The sequence below is a fragment of the Nostoc sp. NZL genome (assembly GCF_015714705.1).
Taxonomy (GTDB): Bacteria; Cyanobacteriota; Cyanobacteriia; order Cyanobacteriales; family Nostocaceae; genus Nostoc; species Nostoc foliaceum_A.
The window spans coordinates 1-23,989 of sequence record NZ_WBKL01000123.1 but is presented as its reverse complement, the minus strand read 5'-3'; the positions used below and the strand labels follow the sequence as shown (position 1 = coordinate 23,989).

Genomic DNA, 23,989 nt, shown 5'->3' with positions numbered 1-23,989 from the left:
TATTTCTTCATTGCCGAGGTAAACAGGCGAAGAACTTCATTGCTTATCTTGAAAAACATCGCTCTCGTATTGTCAACTATGCCTATTACCAGGCTGAACAACTTTGTTCTATTGGTTCTGGAGCAGTTGAATCTGCTATTAAACAAATTGGTGCGAGAATTAAAATTTCTGGCGCACAGTGGAATGTTGATAGTGTTAATCACATCCTCTCTATTCGTTGTGCTTATCTCAATGGTTTGTTAACTATTTAAGTCTTTCTGCCAAAAGTGGATGCTCCCAAATTTTTCAGCTATTAGTATAGGAATTACGTACTTTTTCAATATCTGCGATCGCTAATAATAATGTCTCTTCAATCTCTTGTCGCACTATGGGAGTTATATCAGCTGCACTATTGAGGCAATCTACCAGCAATTTATTGGCATCGTAATATTGCTGAAGCAATTCTTTTTGCTGTTGGTTGAACTGCCAGTTGTAACCAATATTGCGATACTTAATCAGCACATCTCTTAATTCTGCACCCCAGGCTTTACCCTGAGCTTGCCACCAGCCTCTAAATTTCTCTGGTTTGCTGTCTATTTTTGGTAGTTGCTTTTTAAGCTTTTGCAGCACTTTCTTCAATTTAAGATCAACAACAATGTCAACAGCTTTATCAAAGGCAATTATAAGGGCATGTGCATGATCAAGGGTATCGTTGAGGGTATGTTCAAAGGCAAAGTCAAGCTCGTTAATGCAGGCAACAGTACTGAATAGAAACTCATCTAGTACAAGGTCAGTGTCAAAAGCGATGTTACCAACAAGAGCACACTCAAGGTCATAACCAGAAGTATAGACAAAAGCATCATGTCTATTGCAAGAGCTTCGCTCAACGCAAACGAGGTAAAAGGCACGAACACCAGCTGTTTTAGAGCGCGTAGAGACAGAACTAGATTTTTGATGCAGCCAGGTTAGAAAATATTGTAATCTTTCGTCGCCAGCAACTAGCAAATCAATCTTTTGCTTGATTATCTGTAGTATTTCATTAGCATCCAGCAACATACTAACAGTTAATAAAAATACCTGATGCCAGCGTTTTTCGGTTATGTGACTGACCAGATTGTTCCAATCATAAGCTGAGTAAGTTTCAACAATTTTCCTAGCCGTCAAATACTCTTGAAGCGTCAGATGAGAAAAAGAGTAAATTCCTCTTGCCCTTTCCACCAATAATCCATTTTGTACCTCAATTGCTTTCATTACTGCTTCATTATCTGGCGAAAATTGACTTGCCTCTGAATTAATATTTTGTAAAGGTTCTAGATAGTCAGCAATAATTTGCAGGATTTTTTCTTGCTCAAAAAAGTAATGTTCTTGCTCAAAAGTAATAGCAGCAAGTTGAACAAGCAGTTTTTTCTTGCTTTTTAAAGTCAAATTTTGAGCAACGCGATCGCGTTTAATTCCTTTGACTTCATCCCATCTGTTCAGCAAAATATTCACTGCTTGCTCATATAACTTGGCTGGATTTAAAGGAAATTCATCTTTTGCTTGGAACACCAAGCAAATCCAATGTAGCAGTAATGGAGTGACCGCCAATTCTCGGATATGTTGATTTTCTGAAAGATGCAGCTGATTAATAAATAAATTTCCTATGGCTTCATTGTCTTCCCTAGATTTAAGAGCAACTCCAACAAACCATTTTTTGGCAAAAACTTCTACTTGCTCTTGGTCAAAATCTGCCATCTCAACTTCAGTAACTCCCTGAAATCTATATTTTTGGGCAGCAATCCTACAGCTAATAACAAAGTGATTTTTGTAAAAAGTTTGGGTAAATCTCCGAATTTCTATTGTGACTTTATCTGCCTTTTTTGCTGGTACTTCATCTAATCCATCTAGCAAAATCAGTAGTTTGCCCTCAGTCAGGAGAGTTTTAGTTGATTCCTGTTCAACACCGCAAGTAAGAAATTCTTGGGTAATATAGTTCAATAGATTGAATTCGCTGTCTGTTTTGGCATCTTCAGCAAATTCTTTCACTCTAATAAAACTTGCTATGCGGTTTGGCTGAAACTCGCCTTTGTTACACTCAATCGCTAGATATTGTAAAAATGTAGTTTTACCAGACCCTGGTTTACCCAGCACCATCAGTTTTGAGTGCTGCAATACTGCTTCCAAGCCTGGTAATCTTCTCTGACCCTTGTATCCTGCGAGTTGATTAAAGTCTGATTCAGATTTGAAGTCTTTCAACAGGTCAGAAATTTCTCGCCATTGCAGGCTAGTTATCTCTTCTAAAACATAAATATTGGTGTAAATGTCCATCAATTGGATTGTCTGGGCAATGTCCAACATTTGCAGAGTGTTGCACTGGTCTTGGATTTTATCTTGACGCTTTTGCCGCACTTCCCGCACCAGTGTATCAAGGTCAGCACCTTTGATTTGTGCTTTAGGAGTTGCCTCAAATGCCACATCTTCAGGTAAGCCAGCAACCTTTTGCCAAGATAACCCTAGCTGTTGGCAAATTTGCACAAAACAAGAGCGAGAAACAGACTCACCTGCAAAGAATTTGGAAACTGGTTGACGTGTAATGCCTAAAGCTGTTGCTAATTTATGTTGACTCCAAGTTTTGTCTGTTAAAGCTGTTTTTGCTGCCCTTATACCTTCTGGTGATGCTCTCAGTCCTTGGCTTGTCATAGTCTCAGGCTGAAACTTGTAGTATAGTATATGCTTAAGAGGGTAGCTACATATAAATGCACCCAAAGTAAATTCTCGTAGACCCTCTTTAAGAAGACATACCCGTTGGCTAGAGTACATTTGGGTAATTAGGAGTTTAGAATCTAGATTTGCTTATAGATTCGTTTGTGAGCCTTTGTAGATACCTAATTAATCAGGAAGTGCTTTGTGCAAATTTGTAGTAATTGCTGTGGCGTTGTGTTTCTCTAGACTATTTGCGGTTAGAGAGATGTTCTTTAATTACACTGGATTTAAGTATAAAAGTCAAAAAATATACAATACAAATTCAAAATTATACAAAAATCATACAATACTTATACATTTTATAAGCATTACGATGGCTGAAGTTTTCATAAACTTCATGGAAAATTAATTGTACACAAGTACTACAGTGACGATGGTACTAAGCAGAGACGCACGTGAATATACTCTCAACAGAAACACGTAAGGCGAAACTGGCGTAACAGCCAATCGCCCAATCTACAATAGGCTAGGCAGCATTATGGTTATGGTTACCGCTACTACTCCCAAAATTCTGATCGTAGATGACGACTTCGGCGTGAGAAATCTCGTCTATCGTTTTTTAAGTCGAAAATATCAAATAGAGTCGGCAGCAGATGGTAAGACTGCCTTATCATTGTTTGAGCAATTCAACCCAGCTTTAGTGATTCTGGATTGGAATTTGCCGGATGTTAATGGTTATAGCCTCTGTCAAGAAATGCAGAGTCGTACTAATGTTTTAGTGTTGATACTAACTAGTAGGACTGATGAGGCTGATAAAATTAAAATTTTAAGTGCAGGTGCTGATGATTTCATGACTAAACCGTTTAGTCTTGCAGAAGTTGAAGTTAGAGTAGAAGCTCTTTTAAGACGGATACGCTACATCAACCCTTCTCCAACACAACGTATTGTCTTCAAGCAGCTAGCAATTAACCCAGAGGGTCGGGAGGTGACACTGAACGATAAATCTCTTGCCTTAACAGCACTGGAATTTAATATTTTGCATTTTTTGGCAAGTCATCCTAATCAGGCTTGGAGTCGCCCACAGCTAATCCAAAAAATCTGGGGTTGTGACTACGTAGGAGATGGCCGGGTGGTTGATGTGCATATTGGTCAGCTTCGCAAGAAAATGGAAGTCGATGCCAGCATACCGGAATTTATTAAAACTGTGCGGGGCTATGGTTATAAGTTTGAAGCACCCGACGAAAATACTAATTCTTGAGCTTTCCAATTTCAGGAGTACTTCATAACCAAGAATGACTAAGATGAGTCAGCATTAGTCTTAATTGTTTACCTAAATACTTTTACTGAGGCTTGACCGTATAACTTGCGTTAATTTGGGACGTTGATACAAACTGATTTGGTAATTTCGTGTCTGCTCAAGCCTCAGACAATAACTTTATTGCTTTTAATATATCCTCTCAAGATAAGTTCCAACATAGTCAAAATGTACCTAGCTTAAGTGAAGTTTCGCTTTTAGGTAAAATTTGGGACAAGCACTGAGCTAATACTGATAAAGTCTTACATTATTACGCCAAAGCAAACGAACATTATTTTCACGAGTATGCTTGGCGGATGAGAATGTGTTCCGAGTTACTAAAGTTTCAATTAGTGCCAGATGAATCGGAAGGCTTTTTCAAGTTAAAGCTATCAGATGCCCGATTCTGTAGAGTGCGTCATTGTCCAGTTTGTCAGTGGCGACGATCGCTCATGTGGAAAGCAAGAGCTTACAAAATTCTCCCACAGGTTGTCACTGATTACCCCAAGCATCGTTGGCTATTTGTCACCTTGACTGTAAAGAATTGCCAGATTCAGGAACTCAGGGAAAATTTGGATTCGATGAATAAAGCTTTTAAGCGATTGACTGAATTGAAAACATGGCCTGCAAAAGGCTGGGTAAAGTCTATAGAAGTAACTAAAGGTAGAGATGGAGTTTCAGCACACCCGCATTTACATATTTTGGCAATGGTACCGCCTTCGTACTTCAGTCATGGCTATCTTTCTCATGCCAAATGGGTAGCGTTGTGGCAGCAGTGCTTACGAATTGATTACCAGCCAATTATTCATACTAGCGCGATCGCAAAGCATCATAACCCGTCATTACTCATCCCAGAAATTCTCAAGTATCAGGTGAAAGAGTCAGATTTGGTGGGTGATAGAGAATGGTTTCTAGAGTTAACCCGTCAACTGCATAAAACTAGAGCGATCGCTGTTGGGGGTATACTCAGGCAGTATATGCGCGAGTTAGAGGAGAAAAACCAAGACCTCATTAATGAAAGTGAAGAGACAGACGAGGTGGATGGGGAAAGTTTGTATTTCCGATGGGAGCGCAAGTTACAAAGATTTAATATAGAGTGACATCAGCGATATAAGAATAGCCCTATAATCCTTACAGGAAAAGGATTACATAAGTTTAGAACCGTAGATGCTGTGGCTTAATCCGGCGAAAGGACAAAGACCAGCGTTCAGATACAACCGGAAGTACTTCATGGAGAATATTAGAATTAAACCGGATAACCTGACCATCTTCAAGGTGATATTCCTGATTATCAATGCGGAAAGTAGCACGTCCAATATTGACTAATGCTACCAGAGGTTCAAAAACGGAGTGGTCACAGTGTTCTCTCATACCACCACCTGGACGATAATGGCAGAGTAAGGCACAATTCCATCCTGGAAGAATGCGATCGCCAAGTCGATTAACCCTCGCATCCCAATGTCCTTTCTTGATTTTCGCATTAGGCTTTAGTAGTATTAACTCGTATCCAAACCATTTGTGAGTTCGATCAAAAGCAACCCGACTAGAAGACATTGACTTCATGCCAAATTGATGATTAGTCCAATCATGAAGACTTTGAAGGTCAGTACGAACGTATCCAACAGTTTCAGGTAAATTCATTATTAACTCCTAAAAATTTAAACTCTGAAAAGCACACTAATTACACCTCCCTCAGCCCGAAGTGAAAAAGAAAAAAAGGCGTCTTAGTACCACGACTATTGGAGTAAAGCTCTTTATTTCTTTTCACTCAGAGAGATAAAAAAGAAGCCCCGCAACTAAGCAAGTAGATAAATGCATACTTCATATCTTTTAGGCGTTAGCCTATCCTTGCCATAATTCAAAAAGCACAAAAAAATACCAGTCGCCCGAATAAACGGATGGCTGGTATTTATAAATTGCCTTCACTTGAAGCTATGAAATACCTTCGATAATTAAGTTCTAAAATTAATTTATTTTAGCCAATCTTTGACTAACCAACTCAGCCGCTAAATGTATCGCTGCCTTCATACTCGTAGCATCAGCAATTCCCTTACCCGCAATATCAAACGCTGTTCCATGATCCGGTGAAGTCCGAACGAAAGGAAGACCAATAGAAGTATTAACTGCCCGATCAAACGCCATCAGCTTCACAGGAATTAAGCCTTGGTCGTGGTAAAGTGCCAAGTAGCCATCAGCAGGATTTTGTACTAAAGAATTTCCATACCAAGCTTGACCAGGTTTAACCCACATCGTATCTGGCGGTATTGGCCCATCTAGCTGTAATTGTGGTCTATTTTGCCGCTCTTGCTCCAACCAGGGAATTAACCAATCCTGTTCTTCATGTCCAAGTTGTCCCTGTTCGCCACTGTGGGGATTCAAACCTGCGATCGCAATTCTCCCATTTTGTATCCCAAAATCTTTCTCCAAGCACTCCACCAGCAAATCCAATTTCTGTGTCAGCAACTGCGGTGTCAATGTATCGGCTACTTGACGTAGGGGAATATGTGTGGTGGCAAGTAAAGCGCGGAGTGTCCAATTAGTATGGGGCGATCGCGCTACAAATAACATCCCAAAACGGTCAACACCTGATTTTTCTGCCAAAAGTTCCGTTTGCCCTGGATAATTATACCCTGCGGCTTTCCAAGCAGATTTAGCGATCGGCCCTGTGACAATAGCATCAAATTTACCAGCGAGTGTTTGAGCGATCGCATATTCCATATAGGCAAAACTAGCCGCACCACTCGCCGCATTACCTATTCCTGGGATAATTTCATCTTTAATTTCCCTATCTAACTGCACATCGCTGACTGACAACTCGTCTGTATTTGCCAAAGGTGCTAAATTCTCTGTTAAATTCAGTTTGTGATAAGTCTGTGCCAGCAAATCCCAGCTACCCACCACTGTAACGTTATATTTTTTACTAATTTCTGGCTCTGCTAAAGCTTTCAAAATCACCTCCGGCCCAATCCCCGCCGGATCTCCTAGCGTCAACGCCAAACGTGGGCGGTCATCTTGGCGAAAATTCACTAAATTACCTTGATTATTTTGATACATAAAATTTATTCATAATAATTATCATTAATTTTTCTCACATTTCCCCATCTCCACCGCTCCACAGTAGGGATTGCCCCCCCAAACCAGTAGGGATTACTTGCTAAACTAGTTTAAAATTATTTACACAGGTCTAATCCTACAGCAACTATTGAAAAGCTTCTGCTAGACCTAGTTTACACACACTAATTTGGATAAGGAGAATCACACCAATGGGTGGCGAAATTTTGAATGCAGCTCTATTGTCCTTCGGTTTAATCTTCGTGGGCTGGGGCTTAGGTGCTTTATTACTGAAAATTCAGGGCGGAGAAGAATAATTGAGTGCTGAGTTAGGAGTTAGGAGTTAGGAGTTATTATTCTCCCTATTTCCCACTCCCTTTTTCATCGAAAAGTTCTGTTTGCCTCAAGCCGGCGTTCATATTTTTCGCTAACTGGGAAAAAAGCTTGTCCGTTAAACGGACAGCAATTTTCCCATGAATTTTTCCATAAAAAACGATTTTCTGAGAAAAGATGTAAACTTTTGTTTGCATAGGTTATTCTGATAACATTCTTTTCATAAAACATTAAAATTTATTACAACCCTCATGACATTATTAATCGTCGGTGCCACTGGCACCTTAGGAAGACAAGTGGCTCGTCGTGCAATCGATGAGGGATATAAAGTACGCTGTCTTGTTCGGAGCAGTAAAAAAGCAGCTTTTCTCAAAGAATGGGGTGCGGAACTCGTACCGGGAAATTTGCGTTATCCCGATACCCTAGCCGAAGCATTAGAAGGTGTAACTCAAGTTATTGATGCGTCAACATCTCGCCCTACAGATTCACTGAGTATCAAACAAGTGGATTGGGACGGCAAAGTAGCATTGATTCAAGCCGCAAAAGCAGCGGGTGTAGAGCGTTTTATTTTCTTTTCAATTTTAGATGCTGATAAATACCCAGAAGTACCGCTCATGGAAATTAAGCGGTGTACAGAACTTTTCCTGGCTGAGTCTGGCTTGAACTATACTATCTTGCGCCTCGCTGGGTTTATGCAAGGGTTAATTGGCCAGTACGGGATTCCCATTTTGGAAGGACAGCCAGTTTGGGTAACAGGTAATTCTTCTCCCATCGCCTATATGGACACTCAGGACATTGCTAAGTTTGCAATCCGTGCATTGAGTGTGCCCGAAACGGAAAACCAAGCTTTTCCTGTAGTCGGTACTCGTGCATGGAGTGCAGAAGAAATCATCAACCTGTGCGAACGCTTATCTGGAAAAGACGCGAGGGTAACGCGGATGCCAATAAACTTGCTTCGTGCTGTTCGGGGCTTAATGCGGTTCTTTCAGTGGGGATGGAACGTAGCGGACAGGCTAGCGTTTACAGAAGTATTAGCCAGTGGTAAACAGTTAAATGCTTCAATGGATGAAGTCTATACAGTCTTTGGTTTAGATCAGCAACAAACCACAACCCTAGAAAACTATCTACAAGAGTACTTCAGCCGAATTATGAAGAAGCTCAAAGAGGTAGATTACCAGAAAAATAAAAATAAAAAACAGAAACCTAAAAAAACTCCTTTTAAACAGTCTTCAAAAGCCAATAGTCAATAGTCATTACAAAACAGATATTAGTAGTTAATGGATTGCTGAAGTCCCCACCTTCTCTGCGTTCGCGCAGCGTGTCGCAGACAGACGCTAACGCGAACAATGTACTCATAAGCTAGGGATTGTGATGGTAGGGTCGGTTTAGTATCTTGACCATTAATGCCATAAGCGAAAACCAAGCTGATAAGGTATGTGTTGCAACAGGAAGATTTGGGCCTTGGAAACCAGTACTCCTGACAAGAGGAGGAGATGTCAGATCAATAGAACTACGGAGACAAGAGAGGCTATTTCCGGTGAATTGGGAAGCCCCGTCCGTTGAGAGATTGGGGTAGTTCACACTCTAGACTCTGGATATTTGACTCTAGATTAATGACTACATGACCAAAATGTGTAAGGATTACATAATACAAAGCACCGCCTAAACTTGGATATTTAAGTGTGCCGAAAGCAGGCATTATCTACAATGACGTTAAACCGATAGCGGGTCGTGTCGCTATCGAGTTGAAAGACAAGCTAACCGCTGCCGGTTGGGATGTGTGTATCACATCAAGTATCGGTGGAATATTGGGCTACTCTAACCCAGAGAGTCCTGTATGCCACACCCCCATTGACGGTCTAACGCCCCCTGGTTTTGACTCAGATATGGAGTTTGCAGTGGTGTTAGGGGGAGACGGCACTGTTTTAGCAGCGTCTCGTCAGGTAGCCCCCTGTGGTATTCCACTGTTAACGGTGAACACCGGACACATGGGATTTTTGACGGAAACCTTCCTAAATCAATTGCCCCAAGCACTAGAACAGCTGATGGCAGGTGAGTATGAAATTGAAGAACGAGTCATGCTCACCGTCAAAGTGTTTCGGGGAGAAGCAGTGCTGTGGGAAGCCCTCTGCTTGAATGAAATGGTTCTGCACCGTGAACCTTTGACCTCTATGTGCCATTTTGAAATTGCCATAGGGCGTCATGCACCAGTAGATATTGCGGCAGATGGTGTGATTGTTTCTACGCCTACTGGTTCTACAGCTTACTCATTGAGTGCTGGTGGCCCAGTTGTGACACCTGGCGTACCTGTTTTACAGCTAGTACCCATTTGCCCACATTCCCTAGCTTCTAGAGCACTAGTATTTCCAGATACTGAATCGGTTAATATCTACCCAGTCAACATTCCTCGGCTGGTGATGGTCGTCGATGGAAATGGAGGGTGCTATGTTCTACCAGAAGATAGAGTATATATGGAGCGATCGCAATATAGTGCCCGATTTATTCGCCTGCAACCACCTGAGTTTTTCCGAATTTTGCGAGAAAAATTAGGTTGGGGTTTGCCACATATTGCTAAACCAACTTCGGTAGAATTGCCGTAGTTATTAGAAGGCAGGAGGCAGGATAGTGCAGCGGTAGCGAGTCCGCGTACCCTTACAGGGATCTTGCTACGCGCAGCGTCTCGTAGAGAGCGTCGGCAGAAGGCAGAAAGCAAGAGTTCTTGAATTTTGAATTGATTTCTCCCCTCTACCCAGTTTGGTGATTTCCTTCCAGAATTACTGGTGTAGGGATGGTATTTGGATTTAGTTATTAAGATTGCATCTGAGAATTCGATGGCTGATGCCTGAACGTGCTAAAAGATCCTTAGCAGCACGTCAAATCAGGATTGCTCCATCACTAAAAACTCGTAATTGCACTTTTAACTGATGTAAAGATTTTCGCTGGAATATCTTTACAATCCCAAATCCAATATCCCAAATTGTTATGACAGTTGCTCAAAGTCCCTGTGTTTTGGTGATTGAAACCGATGAGAGCCTAGCAAATCAGCTTTCTTGTGATTTGCAAGAAGCCGGCTATGAATCAATTTTGGCTCATGATGCGACCAGTGGTTTACAACACTGTCGCGATCGCCAGCCTGCTTTAATTGTTTTAGACCGGATGCTAGCAGGAGAATCAGGACTCTCATTGTGCAAAAATCTGAGAGGCACTGGTATGCGATCGCCTGTATTGATTTTAATGGCAAGGGATACAGTCGATGATCGTGTAGCTTGTCTAGAAGCTGGAGCGGATGATTACATCCTCAAGCCTTACCGCTCAGAAGACTTTTTGAAGTTAATTCGCCTCTACTTAAAACCCGATGTGGATACCACGGAGCAATTACGCTTTGGGGATCTGATTTTAGACATAGCAACTCGCCGTGCCATACACAACGGACGGGCAATTGACTTGACAATGAAGGAATTTGAACTATTAAAATTCTTAATGGAACATCCCCGTGAAGTGTTAACCCGCGAACAAATTTTAGAAAATGTTTGGGGTTATGACTTCCTGGGTGAGTCGAATGTAATTGAAGTTTACATCCGCTATCTGCGCCTAAAAATTGAAGATGAAGGTCAAAAGCGCCTCATTCAAACAGTGCGAGGCGTAGGATACGTTTTGAGAGAATCCTAGTACAGTAAGGCGGAAGTTTACCTATCTTTAACAAGGGAATTTTGCCCCTTGTCTAATTGGGGTTGAAAACAGCTATCTATTACGGTACGAATAAAAGCCGTAGGTTTTCTAGCTTAAATTCTGTAAAATTGAAATCTAAATTACAAAATCAGAAATAATTATGAGTCGTAGGCTAAGTTTGCTCTTAATGTTGCTGAGTATTTTTCTGATAGGCTGTTCCGCGCCAACAACAGCTAAACCTCCCAGCCTCACATCTGGTTCTCAAAATCCAGCACCAGAGAGTTTAGGTCAAAAACTACCAATTTCTGCTAAAGCCATTGTTCCTAATGGCACAACGATTCAGTTAGAAGTGGCGCAGACGCCACAACAGCAAGCGATGGGGTTGATGTATCGACCAGCTTTGCCAGATGACCGGGGGATGCTGTTTGGGTTCCCTTCACCACAACCAGTTAGTTTCTGGATGAAGAATGTACCTGTGCCCTTGGATATGGTATTTTTACAGAACGGTGTAGTTAAATATATTCAAGCTGCTGCACCTCCTTGTGCAAGTGAGCCTTGTCCTACCTATGGCCCCAATACACCAATCGATAAGGTGATTGAACTTCGCTCTGGAAGATCTGCCGAATTGAAGTTGAAAGTGGGCGATATTGTCAAAATTGAGTTTTGAGACTACGGTGCTGTGCGGGGATAAAGATTTGCATAGTTGCTCTGTTCAGAGCCTATACTATCTAAATCTATGTTTTTTTTGTAAAAAATGTCACATCTTGTGGTAAAAATTCATCTGTAACGCTACTATTTAAAAACTGTGGTAATAATGTAAAATTTTACTGTCTCCAACCTGAAATCGTAGTCTTAAGGTTTGGCAAAAATATTCCCTTGGGCGTAAGTGTAAATAGTCGCCAATAAGAGAGTATAGGCTATGGAATCTTTGTTACTACATGTGTAATTAAATAACGCACAAAAATAAACAAGATGGATCCAATTTAACTAAGTAAAAATACTGCTTAAAAATCGAGCAGTTGATTTGTACTAAAATTCCTATTTCTCAGACCTTCTATGAGAAGCCTCTCTTGAAGGCAAATCTAAAAAACTGTGCTGGGATGTATAGCCGAGAACGGCACAGTGACAGATGAAATACTGGCTACTGGCTACCGAGCAATGGTGAACTAATATATGACAATACATTCTGCACAAGGAGGTGAGATACAAATGTCACCATCAAAATATTCTCGACTGATTCATTTTTTGCAAGAAGATTTGGCAATTTCCACGGCATCGCTGGCGGTGGCGCTTCGCCATCGGGAGCAAGACCCAGGGCCTTTGGCAATGATTCTTTGGCAGTATGGGTTAATTACTTTAGAGCAGTTAGAACAAATTTATGATTGGCTGGAGACGGCATAGGTCGTACCAATTTTAGATTTTGGATTTTGCATTAAAAGTCTCTACCAAAAGGCTATTATCAGAATCTTAAATAATACTATTTATATCAATTTAGTTAGTATCATACTAAGTTGCCAAAATTAGTCTTGTTTTGTGTCAAAGAAGCTATCCGACTGTCTCCAGAGCAAATAATACTATTTAGAGTAACTTGGTATAATTTAGGAAAATTGGGGCATGTCACATCCACTCTACCTTGTGCAAAGGTTGATTTATAGGTTTATTAACTTTGGCGGTTTCTACTCATTTATAGACAAATTAAAAGAGCGAGTTGATAATTTAACTCGCTCTTTTAATTTGACTTTTGCAAATGACCAATGACCAATGACTATTGTGTAAGTACTCTAACTGCTGCCGCTATACCAGATCCAGGGGTGAAGTCTTCGTAGCCAAGTTCTTTTAGGGTAACTTCTAAGGATGCTATACAGCTAAGAATATCGCGATCGCTCACAAAACCCAAGTGACCAATGCGGAATATTTTGTTACTTAAATGGTCTTGACCACCTGCCAGGGCAATATCAAAGCGTTTTTTCATCAATGACCGAATCTTATCCGATTCAATTCCCTGTGGTGCTACAGCCGTAATCGCTGGACTAGCGGAACTATCTGCTGCAAACAGGGGTAAATTTAACCCTTGAATCGCGGCACGGGTAGCATTCTTAAGCCGTTCGTGTCGAGCAAATATTGATTCCAAGCCTTCCTCTTTCATGATTCGTAACGTGGTGTGCAGCGCTACGATCAAGTTCACAGGCGGAGTAAATGGAGTTGTATTCTTGGCTGTGGCTTTGCGATATTTGCCTAAATCCAAATAATATTTCGGTAGCTTTGCAGTTTTGTATGCTTCCCAAGCTTTGGGGCTGACAGAGACAAAACCCAATCCCGGTGGAATCATATAACCTTTTTGGGAACCGGAGGCGACTATATCCAAGCCCCAAGCATCCACGGGTAGATTGAACGCACCCAAGCTGGTTACGGCATCAACGATTATTAAAGCTTCACCGTGTTCTTTAACGTGGCGGTTGATGGTTTCTAGGTCATTCAACACACCTGTAGAGGTTTCGCTGTGGGTGATGATTACGGCTTTGATTTGCTTTTGGGTATCTGCTTGGAGTTTTTCAGCAAATACTGCGGGGTCTAAGGGTTTTCCCCATTCCACCTTAACTTCTTCTACATTTAAACCGTAGGCTTGACCAACTTCTACCCACCGTTCGCCAAATTTACCATTAGAACCAACTAAAATGCGATCGCCTGGAGAGAGAAAATTAATTATTCCAGCTTCTACAGCACCCGTACCACTGACATTTAGTGTCAGTACATCACTTTGAGTTTGATGCAGCCACTTGAGGTTTTCCGTCACCTCTGCCAATATATTGCTAAATTCACTGGTACGGTGTCCAATCGGATGCTTGGCTAATGCCAGTAAGGCAGCTTCTGGCACTGGGGTTGGGCCTGGAATCATTAGCATCAGCTTATCGTTCATGTGTCTATCCTAAAAGTCAAATAAAAGTCAAAATTGTGTGAAGTTGGTTTATTGTGGTAGCAAATTCTAGATATTTATCTAAAAATTACACCCAGATCGTCACCAGACTTGTTGTATATTTTCCAAATCCATAGGAAAAGTATCGTGGGAGTTAATGAACGGTCAGCTTGACCTTTGCAATTTATACGAGACTCCAACTTAAATAAAACCTCTGTTCCAGGCAATCTTACCACACACCTAGACGCAAGATTAAGGCGTGTGCTCGTAGGGGAGTGGCTATTTTAGCTAAGGGTGAAAGGTCTATCTAGATGAGGTACAGGTATGATAAATTCTTAAATCTTACCCATAATCTGCCTCTATTGTTTTTATAGAAACAAGCGAAATTGTTCTGAATATAGCGGGAATCGTTGGTGAAAAAGCTGTGTTTTGCTTCAACGGAGGAAGTAACCGCCTATACTATGCGGAAGGTTTGGATGTCACCGTTTGCTAAGAGATACAAGATACCTAACCCAAACTTTTCAATCTGCTTCGGTCGATAATTTTTTCTTAAGTTGCCATCCTCTAAATAATACTAAAGAATACCTTTATCCATTGAGGAGGTGATGAATTATTTTAGTCTAAATCGCTTCTATGGCGATATCCAAGCCATCTTTCACTTACTTAATGACAATTATCTACTGATGGTTTACAGTGCATTTTCGCCAAAATTGAAATATTTATGCTACTAATTGCTGCACATTTTGAAACTGCACTCAGCCGTAGGCAATGGTTAATAAACCATAAGTTTTTATACTATACTTACAAAATCGCTACAATCATGCTTAGTCTTGTTAGTTACCATTCATGGTGAGTCGTTTTTAACTAGTGTCAGTTCATAAACTGTCACTCACCAGATCCCCGATTTTCTTGCAAAAGAGATATTCTTAGTTAGTGCAAGGAGTGATACCATTTCACAACATGTTTGTCACAAGTTATCCCCGCAATACTCCCTGCCAAGGGAGTGTTGCAGATTTCAAATGTTGCATCAAACGAGTGAGTTGGTATAAGCTTTTACGAAAAAGCGCTTGAGTGAGCAAAACTCTCAAGCGCTTTTTCGTGTATAAATAAAACAGTATTACTCTCTGGACAATAATACAGTTGTTTTTAAATACACATATACTAAAGAAAAAACTATTGTTACAATACTTCTTGCAACACATGCTTCATGGCTTTAGCATCAGTGCCGTCATAAATGCGAGCCTATAATTAAAGATTTGTATGTGTGAGGAGTTAGGACTTTAGTCTTCAAATGAAGGCTGGAGCCGCTCTCTATGAGATGCTATGCATAGCTTTCTTCCCCAAAGGGAAAGGGGTAGACTATAAAACAATACGGTTGAGTTAAGCATTTGCTTCTTCTCTCTGCGTCCACTGAACTGTATTACACTATAAAACTCATCTCAAAATTTTTACATTACTTAACCTACTTTGATTTATTCTCGCCTACTTACTTAGTTACTAAAGAGCGGATTAAAAGGATAATCCTCCCTTAAGCAATTTGCGTAGGGCTAGAGGGAATAGACGTTTCAGATTTTCAGTACGTCATACCAGACTGTGTTCTCTCCCCTCTACTATTAGCCGACTACAAAATTTACTAACTTCCCAGGTACCACAATTACCTTTTTAATCTCTTTGCCTTCAATGTAACGTTGGGTAATCTCTGACTCACGGGCGTATTTCTCCAACGCTGCTTTATCTGCTTGTGCTGGTACTTGAATCGAGCCGCGAGTTCTCCCCATAACTTGAATCACTAAAGTAATTTCATCAGCTACCAAAGCCGCAGGGTCAAACAATGGCCAAGTTTGAGTGTGAACTGAATTATTTTCACCTAATAAATGCCACAATTCATCAGCAATATGTGGTGCAAATGGTGCTAGTAAAACCACCAAAGTCCGAATACCTTCTGCATAAATTGGTGAATTTTTGCCGTCAGCATCAGTTAAGGCGTTACTCAGCTTCATCAATTCTGAAATCGCTGTGTTGAATTGATATTCATCTTCCACGTCTTCCGTTACTGCTTGAATAGCCGTATGAATTGCCCGCCGCAATTCTTTTTCTGCCTTAGTTAAATCAGCGAGTTGGGCTTTCTTACGGGATACCCCAGCAGCAACATAATCTGTTACCAAACGCCAAAGCCGATTTAAAAAGCGAGATTGTCCTTCCACATCGGCTTCATCCCATTCCAAGTCTTTTTCTGGCGGCGCTTTGAACAAGATGAACATTCGCGCTGTATCTACACCGTATTTAGCAATTACATCTTCTGGTGCTACACCGTTACCCTTTGATTTAGACATAGTGGCGTAGAGACGTTGTAATGGTTCGTCTGTCTGAGGGTCACGGGGGTCGGCTGAATTTACTAAATTAGAAGGAATCCATTTATCTTTACCACCCTTATTCGGATTTAGGTAAGTTAAACCCTGTACCATACCTTGAGTTAACAAGCGTTGAAATGGTTCATCAAAGTTTAACAAGCCTCTGTCCCGCAAAACCTTAGTAAAGAACCGCGAATACAACAAATGTAAAATCGCGTGTTCAATCCCACCTACATACTGATCAACTGGCATCCAGTCGTTTATTTTACTGGAATCGAAAACCTGTTGTTCATTCTTCGCGTCAGGAAACCGCAAGAAATACCACGAGGAATCAATAAAAGTATCCATTGTGTCAGTTTCCCGCTTCGCTGGAGTGCCACAAGTCGGACAAGGCACATTTACCCAGCTTTCCAACTGAGTCAAAGGTGAACCGCCACGTCCAGTAAATTCCACCTCTTCTGGCAACTGTACTGGCAAATCTTTATCAGGAACTGGTACTATCCCACAGTTAGGACAGTGAATTACAGGTATCGGTGCGCCCCAATACCGCTGCCGTGAAATTAACCAATCCCGCAAGCGATATTGCACCCGCACTTTACCAAAACCTTGTTGTTCGGCGTATTCAATTATTGCTTGTTTAGCCTCTGTGGAAGTCATACCAGTAAAAGACCCAGAATTAATTAAAATTCCTGGTTCAGTGTATGCCTGATTGTATTCAATTTGGATGAGTTGTGTAACTTCATCAATCTCTGATGTTGGAGTTAAGTCAAAACCTGCAACATCATCTGGAGAAACAATGACAAAATCAACTGGCAAATTGTAATTTTTGGCAAACTTAAAATCCCGGACATCGTGTGCTGGTACACCCATCACTGCCCCAGTACCATACTCATACAGTACATAGTCAGCAATCCAAATGGGCACTTCTTCCCCTGTCAATGGGTTAATTGCCACTCCACCTGTGGGGATACCCCGCTTAGGTTTGTCTTCAGCGGTACGTTCCAACTCACTTTGATTGGAAACTTCTTTAATAAAAACTTCTACCGACGCTTGTTGTTCTTTTGTGGTGACGCGCTTTGTTAAGGGATGTTCTGGCGCTAAAACTAGGTAGCTGACACCATAAACGGTATCTGGGCGCGTGGTATACACGGCGATTTTTTCATCTATCCCAATTATGGGAAATTCCAAGTAAGCGCCTGTGGATTTGCCAATCCAGTTTGCCTGCATCAATTTGACGCGTTCCGGCCAACCTGTCAACTTATTCAAGTCATTGAGTAATTCTTCAGCGTAGTCGGTAATCTTGAAAAACCACTGCCGCAACAATTTGCGCTCAACTATTGCCCCACTGCGCCAAGAACGTCCTTCGTTATCGACTTGCTCATTTGCCAATACAGTTTGGTCAATAGGGTCCCAGTTTACTGCTGCTTCTTTTTGGTAAGCTAACCCCGCTTGCAAAAACTGCAAGAAAATCCACTGCGTCCACTTGTAATAGTCTGGTGAACAGGTAGCAAGTTCACATTCCCAATCAATGGATAAACCAAGACGCTGCAATTGCTGCCGCATCTGGGCCATATTCTGATAAGTCCACTTTGCTGGCGGTACACCACGGTCAATGGCGGCGTTTTCTGCTGGCAAGCCAAAGGCATCCCAACCCATTGGGTGTATTACCCGATACCCTTGCATTCGCTTAAGACGGGCAATCACGTCCGTAATAGTATAATTACGGACGTGACCCATGTGTAGGCTGCCCGATGGATAAGGGAACATGGATAAAGCATAAAATTTTGGCTTTTTGCTAGCTGTAGGTGTCTTATCTAAGCCAAGTTCTACCCATGTTTTTTGCCATTTTTCCTCAATTGCTGCTGGGTTATATCGGGAATCCACCAAAAATTCTCCTACTGGGTCTGTCTAGGTTAACCTGTTAGGTCAACCTATATTGTAGGTCAACTACTCACAGATTTATATATAAGTAAGTGCGAGGGAGCATCAGCCTGATTAGGCGCAAACTGCGAGCCTTTCAGGTATAGCAAGAGTCATTTGATGAAGGTTTATATGGCTGAGTTAAATATAAAATTTTCTGATTTAGTGCCGGTTTTTGTCTACGGCACACTGAAACCAGGTGAAGCTAACTATAAAAAATATTGTGATGGCAAAGTAGTTGATGTCAAAAGAGCTTTTGTACAAGGTAAATTGTTTGCTATGCCAATGGGCTACCCAGCCATGACGCTAGGGGATGGACAAGTTCACGGTTATTTACTCTCTTTTCCCAACCCAAGGATTTTAAATGAGCTAGATGTGCTGGAAGATTACCAGCCCAATAGACAACCAGTAGAAAACCTCTATAATCGACAAATTATCGAGGTTTATGAGCCACAGTCGCTCTCTCTGGGTTGGGCTTGGGTTTATTTAATGACTTTAGACCGAGTTGACCAATTAGGGGGCTTCCTCCAACCTGGCGGCTGGTGGAGTGGCTGTAGTTTAACCACAAAGTACAGCTATGATCTGTGAACTGTTAACTATGCGATTAGTTTATGTCCTGTTTGGAGTCGTGCCGTTGCGGCTGTACCGGATAGATTGAATTTTTTGGAGAAGCTACTGCTGCTTTAGGAATTTCAATTACCGGGTTATTTAGTCCCACCATCAGAGTGGAAGGTGGAATTATAGACGCTGAGGACGTTTGGATCGGTTCTTTTTGTGGTCGTTGTGCCAGTTGTGTCGGACTCGAACCAATAGGTAATAAACCTGATACTGCACCGATTACACAAGCAGCAACAGCTGTACCTCCGACCATCCAGTTTAAACGGGAACGGCGGCGCAAACGTGCCAATACTTGCTGAACTGTTTCTTCTGGTGACTGTTGGGCTGTTGGCACTGGGAGAGTCCGTAAGCCTTGGCGCAGTTTTAACAGTCGGGCATACAAGCATTGAACTGAGACATCATTTGCCAGCCATTCTTCTACTTGCTTGCGTTCGGGGGCTGTGACTTCACCATCGAGGTAAGCACTCAATAACTCGAAGCGATCGCGCTTCACCATATCCATAAGACCCGTTGATTCATTGGTATGCTTGGCCATTCCATCTGACAAATCTTGAGGAAGTTGCAAAGGAGAACGGTCGTAAAACTGAGAATCAGTAGTCATCTTAACATTATTACCAATTCATACACGGGTAAACTGGGCGGGAAATTCGGAGAAATTAGCCAATTTTCCTCCTTAGGGCAGAAGCGATCTACATCTTTCTGGGAATTCTTAATCAATGCTTAAATTCTGCCATTGGACAGAGGCAAGATACTGTAAATTAGGAGTCTAGATAATTCTGCAAGTGAGCTTGCAGTCTCGATCTAGCTCTGGCTATTCTTGACTTCACAGTTCCTAAGGAAACTCCAGTGATTTCGGCAATTTCTTCATATGCCATGCCTTCGATTTCTCTGAGGACAATGGTAGTACGAAAGACTTCTGGTAAATCCGCGATCGCTTCCCGCAGTTGCTCATAAAATTCTCGAGTTGTCAGCTCTTCTTCAGGCCCTGGGGTATCGCCAGCGATTTCCCAATCCATCTCGCCATCTTCTAACGAGCGGGGAGCATCTAGTGACAAAGGACTCATAACCCGCTTGCGTTTCCGCAACTCATCGTAAAACAAGTTGGTGGCAATGCGGCTTAACCAGCCCCGAAATTTAGCAGGCTCTTGTAATCGGTTAATATTCCGATACACTCGAATCCAAACTTCTTGGGCCAAATCGGCTCTGTCAGCCCAATCTGGAGCTAGGTGATATAGAACTCTATCAACTTGACTTTGATAGCGGCGTAATAGTTCTGCAAACGCAACACGATCTGGTCGCAGTCCCGCTTGACAGCGCAAAATTAAATCGTGATTAGGGAGTTTGTCAACTTGCACTGATGCTTCTGGATACTTTGCATCAACCGTTGACCAGGATACAGTAATCGACTGACTCATAGATCGTACTGGCTCTAAATCATCCCTATCTATTAGACCTGCTAATGGGGCAGAAGTTCCATGCTAAGGTGACGGATTTATGACTGGAACACTGAGGCATATAATTTTGGATACATTTATAGCAATAAGGGGAGCCACTTTTTCCTTATACTGTTCGCATAGTTGCCCTTGCACCCATCAACGAATAAAGGCGCAGCAACATGCACATTTTGATACTTTTCGCAACTGAGTATATACGCTTGATAAAGATAATTAAATCTGGTTATAAGGATGAAGATAAAAATTTTGTAATTCTAACTTCTTGATACCTTTAAAATTCAGGTAATAATTTCTGGAAGTTGGGTTGCTGTGGTTACTATAATGGTGATTTATTTTTTTGATTTTGTTACCACAATAGTTACTGATTGTTCTGGTTGTGACCCGTAGGTAGCACCAGAGGTATGTTGCTCTGGTACGCGAACTTGAAAAAATAAATTAAGGGAAAATGTAATTGTGACTGCTAGCAAAAGTTTTTCAAACATGGTTTTTCTCCCACCTACACCACTAATGATTGATTGCTACATTTCAAAAGTTCCACCAGAAAGTCTAAGTATTGGCTTACAACCTCCAGAACTTTTGAGGAATGAGGTTGCTTACTTGAAGTTTTGCCGCTGGGACAATTCGCATAGTCTTAGTTTGCCCAGAGGTGTTGGCAGATTTATAACGGAAATGATAAGTATTGATAAATTTTTGATAATAGGATGATGAATACATCCAATTGCTCGGCTGGATATGTCAGGGATAAACAATAGGCAATGGCAATGGTAAGAAATGAATCTGTAGGGCGGATGGTAATGTTGCTCTGTTTTGGCACAGCATTTTTATCTTTAGGTGTCCATTGGCGCATTACTACGGCGGAACGGCAGTCTGATAAGTCTGCATCTACTTTGATGCGGCGAGATTCTACCCGAACCAATCCCAAGGGAAGCCGCCCTGAGGGAGTCTACACGAATCTTTCTCAAGTGAGTTTAGGGGAAATTGCACTGGGTGCATCTGTGCCAGCTGATGAAGTTACCCAAGGCTCAACTGCCCAGAAGAGGGAATTTACACCAAAGCCCTCTGCTCTTAAACCTCAAACTAAGTCAAAAATAATTAAGAAGAATGTAGCGAAAGCAACGACTGGGAAGGCTTCTACACCCAGGTCTTCTGGTGGTAAGTCTCAAACTAAGTCGAAAATAATTAAGAAACCTGTAGCGAAATTAACTAATCGAAAGGCATCTACACTTAAGCCTTCTACTATTAAGCCTCAAACTCAGCCTCAAACCATTAAGAAGAATATCGCTAAAGCAACCGACCTACCAACTAAGACGCAGCTGGTGGCACAAGCAGAAAGACAAAATCCAGTTGCGGATAGTTGGCCAAAAGCTCTATGGTCTAAGGCTTCAGCCCAACAAATACCATCTAATAGGCTTGCAGATGCTAAGACGCAAGTAGTAGTTGATTTAAGCGATCGCCGCACCTATGTATACGCTGGAGATGAAGTGATAGCAAGCTACCCAATCGCTATAGGTAAGAAAGGTTGGGAAACGCCCACAGGTTCTTTCCAGGTGATCCACATGCGACACTATCCAATTTGGCGTCACCCAATTACAGGCAAAGTCTTTGAGGCTGGTACAGATAGTCCCTTGGGAGACAGATGGATTGGTTTTTGGTCAGATGGACGGAATGAAATTGGCTTTCATGGCACACCAGAGATTGATCTAGTAGGAACGGCTGTGTCCCACGGCTGCTTAAGAATGCGTAATTCTGATGTTAGATTGTTGTATGAGCAAGTGAGTTTAGGTACAACAGTGTTAGTACGTGATTAATTATAGAGTCATTAGTCATTAGTTATTTGTTTTAGACTAATGACTAATGACTATTAAAGTTATAATTTTTGCTCAAAGCTAGGTGCGTATGTTTGGAGTAAAGCACTAACTTGGCGTACAACCTCATTGCCAGTATTTTTACCTAAGGCTTGCCGTTCTGGGAAGAAATTGGGTCGATCTAGGTAACGATTAATCGCCTCACTTACTTGCTGAGAAATTAAGTCTTGCAGTTGTGCCTGAGCCGTTTGGCGCTGGAAGTTAGCACCTTCTTCTGTAGTATCATACAAAGGTGGTAGACGATTGAGAGCGTAAGCGGCAATATCTCCAACATCTAGAGAACTTTCACTGGTGGCTTCAATTTCTGCGACTCGTGCGATCGCTTCCGTCAGTACCAATTCTTCCATAACGTTAATGAATTGTTTCCGAGGTACCGCCACTACCTCACCAGTTAATAGCGAACCCATCAGACGATCTAGCGCCATATACTCTTCAATAGAGAGTTCTGAAGCGTTGTCACAGATTCTACCGACTTCTGCTTCCATTGCTGGTGTCAAATAACCATCCTGGAGAGCTTGTTCTACAATTTTTTCGATACTCATAATGCTTATCATCATTTATGTTAGCCAAGCAAGGTAGGGACGGTATCAATCCAATTTATTTTGCCTAATTCTCAGCAAAAAAAACACAAATCATGCACAGACGCGATCAACTCCGTCTCTACTAGTTAACGACCTTAGTTCGCCAAGGTGTTGGATCTACAGATTGTCCGTTGACATACAGACCCCAGTGTAAATGTGGCCCAGTGGAAGCACCTGTTGAACCTACTGCACCAATTAGTTGACCAGCTTTCACAACATCACCTTCTTTAACGTTAATACGACTCAGGTGCATGAAAATACTGGTTACTCCTTGACCGTGGTCAATGCCAACTACGTTACCATGAACCCGAAACCCTTGGGATACCCTACCTACCAAAGCAACTCGCCCAGCGGCTGGGGCAATTACCGATGAACCGGTAGCACCAGCGTAGTCAAGACCACGATGATAGTAGTCCTTTGCAAATGTACCATTATAGTAGCGACGTACACCATAGGTTGTACTCATACGCCCTGCATTTGGTTTCAGAAATACTCCATTCCAATACTTTTCTGGTGTTTGTAACGCCTTAAAAGCTGCCACCCGCTTAAGTTCAAGCTCTGTGGCACCCACTCCGGCTTTGCCAGGTGGTAAAGTAATGCGTTGTACGGGGAATTTGCGATTAAGCACATTCACTGCCAAGTTTTGCACCTGACCATCTCCCGTAACCCTAAGTGTTCTAGTTCCAGCTTTTTCTAGTGGTGTTGTGGGCACAAAGGCCCGATACTGATTGGGCGCAATTTCAAAAGCTGGGTATGTATTCTTACCACTCGCTACTGTTGGATTTGTACCATTCTCAGGATTATCTAGATTAATCTCCACCGAGAGTGTATCCCCTAATTTAGGATTAGTTGGAGTCACCTTTACTTGTAAAGCATCTACAGGCAATGCCAAAGTGAGAGGGAGAACAGCAAATATTCCCTTTAACACATTTATTGCACGGCGATTGGCGGTCAAACTTTTTACATCAAAACCAAGCAACTTTTTGTTTGAACTACTAGTGGTCTGTCCCATTAATTTTGCGGGGTTATAATCAAGTGTGATTAAATAGCAATGTGGATGCATTGGTATTCACAAGCAGACAAGCGATCGCAGAAGAAGGAAAAAGGGTGTATGAGCAAAAAGTATCAAATTAATCTGAGTGAATCACAGAGGGAAGAACTACTGGCTCTAGTCAAAAAGGGTTCAGCAAAAGCCAGAGAAATTCGGCGTGCACACACATTACTAATGGCTGCGGATGGCAAGACTGATGAAATAATAGCAGAAATATTACACATATC

The 23,989-nt window shown here is 41.8% G+C and carries 22 protein-coding genes and 1 pseudogene; 12 read left to right on the top strand and 11 right to left on the bottom strand.

What is annotated here, in order from left to right:
* A pseudogene (locus F8R90_RS17710) lies at positions 1-251 on the top strand (ISKra4 family transposase); the annotation flags it as partial.
* 34 nt (positions 252-285) lie between these two features.
* Here F8R90_RS17710 and F8R90_RS17705 read toward each other — a convergent pair.
* The gene (locus F8R90_RS17705) at positions 286-2,658 is read right to left on the bottom strand and encodes an NACHT domain-containing protein (RefSeq protein WP_196511807.1); all 2,373 of its coding nucleotides are present in this window, start codon (positions 2,656-2,658) and stop codon (positions 286-288) included.
* 541 nt (positions 2,659-3,199) lie between these two features.
* On the opposite strand from F8R90_RS17705, the gene F8R90_RS17700 reads away from it, so the two are divergent.
* A complete protein-coding gene (locus F8R90_RS17700) occupies positions 3,200-3,919 on the top strand; it encodes a response regulator transcription factor (protein ID WP_190889874.1) in 720 nt (239 codons plus the stop codon).
* Positions 3,920-4,278: 359 nt separating this feature from the next.
* Complete coding sequence (locus tag F8R90_RS17695) at positions 4,279-5,055, top strand: protein rep (protein WP_196511806.1); 777 nt, start codon at positions 4,279-4,281, stop codon at positions 5,053-5,055.
* A 55-nt stretch (positions 5,056-5,110) separates the two neighbouring features.
* Here the strand turns inward: F8R90_RS17695 and F8R90_RS17690 are convergent, their stop codons facing one another.
* A complete protein-coding gene (locus F8R90_RS17690) occupies positions 5,111-5,596 on the bottom strand; it encodes a hypothetical protein (RefSeq protein WP_196511805.1) in 486 nt (161 codons plus the stop codon).
* Positions 5,597-5,920: 324 nt separating this feature from the next.
* Complete coding sequence (pdxA, locus tag F8R90_RS17685; protein ID WP_196511804.1) at positions 5,921-7,009, bottom strand: 4-hydroxythreonine-4-phosphate dehydrogenase PdxA; 1,089 nt, start codon at positions 7,007-7,009, stop codon at positions 5,921-5,923.
* A 209-nt stretch (positions 7,010-7,218) separates the two neighbouring features.
* Between pdxA and petM the strand changes: the two genes are divergently transcribed.
* Positions 7,219-7,323 carry a cytochrome b6-f complex subunit PetM gene (gene petM / locus F8R90_RS17680; RefSeq protein WP_109009093.1) on the top strand — a complete coding sequence of 35 codons (105 nt, stop codon included), beginning with the start codon at positions 7,219-7,221 and terminating at the stop codon, positions 7,321-7,323.
* A gap of 45 nt (positions 7,324-7,368) precedes the next feature.
* Here petM and F8R90_RS17675 read toward each other — a convergent pair whose 3' ends face one another.
* Complete coding sequence (locus F8R90_RS17675; RefSeq protein ID WP_196511803.1) at positions 7,369-7,536, bottom strand: hypothetical protein; 168 nt, start codon at positions 7,534-7,536, stop codon at positions 7,369-7,371.
* 54 nt (positions 7,537-7,590) lie between these two features.
* Between F8R90_RS17675 and F8R90_RS17670 the strand changes: the two genes are divergently transcribed.
* The 5 genes from F8R90_RS17670 to F8R90_RS17650 all read left to right on the top strand — a co-directional run bounded on the left by F8R90_RS17670 (position 7,591) and on the right by F8R90_RS17650 (position 12,409).
* Positions 7,591-8,589: an SDR family oxidoreductase gene (locus F8R90_RS17670; protein WP_196511802.1), complete on the top strand. Its 999-nt coding sequence runs from the start codon at positions 7,591-7,593 to the stop codon at positions 8,587-8,589.
* Between the two features lie 432 nt (positions 8,590-9,021).
* Positions 9,022-9,939, top strand: coding sequence for an NAD(+) kinase (locus tag F8R90_RS17665; RefSeq protein ID WP_190889878.1), 918 nt, complete (start codon positions 9,022-9,024; stop codon positions 9,937-9,939).
* A 382-nt stretch (positions 9,940-10,321) separates the two neighbouring features.
* Positions 10,322-11,008: a response regulator transcription factor NblR gene (gene nblR / locus F8R90_RS17660; protein ID WP_190889880.1), complete on the top strand. Its 687-nt coding sequence runs from the start codon at positions 10,322-10,324 to the stop codon at positions 11,006-11,008.
* Positions 11,009-11,168: 160 nt separating this feature from the next.
* Entirely contained in the window at positions 11,169-11,675 is a 507-nt protein-coding gene (locus tag F8R90_RS17655) for a DUF192 domain-containing protein (protein WP_196511801.1), read from the top strand.
* A 506-nt stretch (positions 11,676-12,181) separates the two neighbouring features.
* Complete coding sequence (locus F8R90_RS17650; protein ID WP_012410503.1) at positions 12,182-12,409, top strand: DUF2949 domain-containing protein; 228 nt, start codon at positions 12,182-12,184, stop codon at positions 12,407-12,409.
* Positions 12,410-12,773: 364 nt separating this feature from the next.
* Here F8R90_RS17650 and F8R90_RS17645 read toward each other — a convergent pair whose 3' ends face one another.
* Positions 12,774-13,925, bottom strand: a complete 1,152-nt coding sequence (locus tag F8R90_RS17645) for a pyridoxal-phosphate-dependent aminotransferase family protein (protein WP_196511800.1) — start codon at positions 13,923-13,925, stop codon at positions 12,774-12,776.
* 1,610 nt (positions 13,926-15,535) lie between these two features.
* The gene (leuS, locus tag F8R90_RS17640) at positions 15,536-18,157 is read right to left on the bottom strand and encodes a leucine--tRNA ligase (protein WP_196511799.1); all 2,622 of its coding nucleotides are present in this window, start codon (positions 18,155-18,157) and stop codon (positions 15,536-15,538) included.
* Between the two features lie 168 nt (positions 18,158-18,325).
* Between leuS and F8R90_RS17635 the strand changes: the two genes are divergently transcribed.
* The gene (locus F8R90_RS17635) at positions 18,326-18,781 is read left to right on the top strand and encodes a gamma-glutamylcyclotransferase family protein (RefSeq protein WP_196511808.1); all 456 of its coding nucleotides are present in this window, start codon (positions 18,326-18,328) and stop codon (positions 18,779-18,781) included.
* Positions 18,782-18,797: 16 nt separating this feature from the next.
* Here F8R90_RS17635 and F8R90_RS17630 read toward each other — a convergent pair whose 3' ends face one another.
* From F8R90_RS17630 to F8R90_RS17620, 3 genes are all read right to left on the bottom strand, one after another.
* A complete protein-coding gene (locus F8R90_RS17630) occupies positions 18,798-19,412 on the bottom strand; it encodes an anti-sigma factor family protein (protein WP_196511798.1) in 615 nt (204 codons plus the stop codon).
* Between the two features lie 157 nt (positions 19,413-19,569).
* A complete protein-coding gene (locus tag F8R90_RS17625; RefSeq protein ID WP_181928358.1) occupies positions 19,570-20,226 on the bottom strand; it encodes a sigma-70 family RNA polymerase sigma factor in 657 nt (218 codons plus the stop codon).
* Positions 20,227-20,594: 368 nt separating this feature from the next.
* The gene (locus F8R90_RS17620; protein WP_196511797.1) at positions 20,595-20,747 is read right to left on the bottom strand and encodes a hypothetical protein; all 153 of its coding nucleotides are present in this window, start codon (positions 20,745-20,747) and stop codon (positions 20,595-20,597) included.
* A gap of 693 nt (positions 20,748-21,440) precedes the next feature.
* Between F8R90_RS17620 and F8R90_RS33710 the strand changes: the two genes are divergently transcribed.
* Positions 21,441-22,073, top strand: coding sequence for a L,D-transpeptidase (locus tag F8R90_RS33710; protein WP_331000677.1), 633 nt, complete (start codon positions 21,441-21,443; stop codon positions 22,071-22,073).
* 59 nt (positions 22,074-22,132) lie between these two features.
* Here the strand turns inward: F8R90_RS33710 and F8R90_RS17605 are convergent, their stop codons facing one another.
* Complete coding sequence (locus F8R90_RS17605) at positions 22,133-22,672, bottom strand: late competence development ComFB family protein (RefSeq protein ID WP_196511796.1); 540 nt, start codon at positions 22,670-22,672, stop codon at positions 22,133-22,135.
* Between the two features lie 121 nt (positions 22,673-22,793).
* On the bottom strand, positions 22,794-23,723 hold the full coding sequence (locus tag F8R90_RS17600; RefSeq protein WP_196511795.1) for a M23 family metallopeptidase: 930 nt from the start codon (positions 23,721-23,723) through the stop codon (positions 22,794-22,796).
* Between the two features lie 45 nt (positions 23,724-23,768).
* Between F8R90_RS17600 and F8R90_RS17595 the strand changes: the two genes are divergently transcribed.
* Positions 23,769-23,989, top strand: a 221-nt coding sequence (locus tag F8R90_RS17595) for a helix-turn-helix domain-containing protein (protein ID WP_196511794.1), incomplete at its 3' end; no start/stop codon positions are given.

Excerpts from the sequence above, each read along its gene's own strand:
- F8R90_RS17630 (WP_196511798.1), bottom strand. The coding sequence starts at position 19,412 with ATGACTACTGATTCTCAGTTTTACGACCGTTCTCCTTTGCAACTTCCT.
- F8R90_RS17695 (WP_196511806.1), top strand. The coding sequence starts at position 4,279 with ATGTGTTCCGAGTTACTAAAGTTTCAATTAGTGCCAGATGAATCGGAA.
- F8R90_RS17625 (WP_181928358.1), bottom strand. The coding sequence starts at position 20,226 with ATGAGTCAGTCGATTACTGTATCCTGGTCAACGGTTGATGCAAAGTAT.
- petM (WP_109009093.1), top strand. The coding sequence starts at position 7,219 with ATGGGTGGCGAAATTTTGAATGCAGCTCTATTGTCCTTCGGTTTAATC.
- pdxA (WP_196511804.1), bottom strand. The coding sequence starts at position 7,009 with ATGTATCAAAATAATCAAGGTAATTTAGTGAATTTTCGCCAAGATGAC.
- F8R90_RS17645 (WP_196511800.1), bottom strand. The coding sequence starts at position 13,925 with ATGAACGATAAGCTGATGCTAATGATTCCAGGCCCAACCCCAGTGCCA.
- F8R90_RS17605 (WP_196511796.1), bottom strand. The coding sequence starts at position 22,672 with ATGAGTATCGAAAAAATTGTAGAACAAGCTCTCCAGGATGGTTATTTG.
- F8R90_RS17650 (WP_012410503.1), top strand. The coding sequence starts at position 12,182 with ATGACAATACATTCTGCACAAGGAGGTGAGATACAAATGTCACCATCA.
- F8R90_RS17655 (WP_196511801.1), top strand. The coding sequence starts at position 11,169 with ATGAGTCGTAGGCTAAGTTTGCTCTTAATGTTGCTGAGTATTTTTCTG.
- F8R90_RS17690 (WP_196511805.1), bottom strand. The coding sequence starts at position 5,596 with ATGAATTTACCTGAAACTGTTGGATACGTTCGTACTGACCTTCAAAGT.
- F8R90_RS17700 (WP_190889874.1), top strand. The coding sequence starts at position 3,200 with ATGGTTATGGTTACCGCTACTACTCCCAAAATTCTGATCGTAGATGAC.
- F8R90_RS17705 (WP_196511807.1), bottom strand. The coding sequence starts at position 2,658 with ATGACAAGCCAAGGACTGAGAGCATCACCAGAAGGTATAAGGGCAGCA.
- F8R90_RS17670 (WP_196511802.1), top strand. The coding sequence starts at position 7,591 with ATGACATTATTAATCGTCGGTGCCACTGGCACCTTAGGAAGACAAGTG.
- nblR (WP_190889880.1), top strand. The coding sequence starts at position 10,322 with ATGACAGTTGCTCAAAGTCCCTGTGTTTTGGTGATTGAAACCGATGAG.
- F8R90_RS17600 (WP_196511795.1), bottom strand. The coding sequence starts at position 23,723 with ATGGGACAGACCACTAGTAGTTCAAACAAAAAGTTGCTTGGTTTTGAT.
- F8R90_RS17635 (WP_196511808.1), top strand. The coding sequence starts at position 18,326 with ATGGCTGAGTTAAATATAAAATTTTCTGATTTAGTGCCGGTTTTTGTC.
- F8R90_RS17620 (WP_196511797.1), bottom strand. The coding sequence starts at position 20,747 with ATGTTTGAAAAACTTTTGCTAGCAGTCACAATTACATTTTCCCTTAAT.
- F8R90_RS17675 (WP_196511803.1), bottom strand. The coding sequence starts at position 7,536 with ATGCAAACAAAAGTTTACATCTTTTCTCAGAAAATCGTTTTTTATGGA.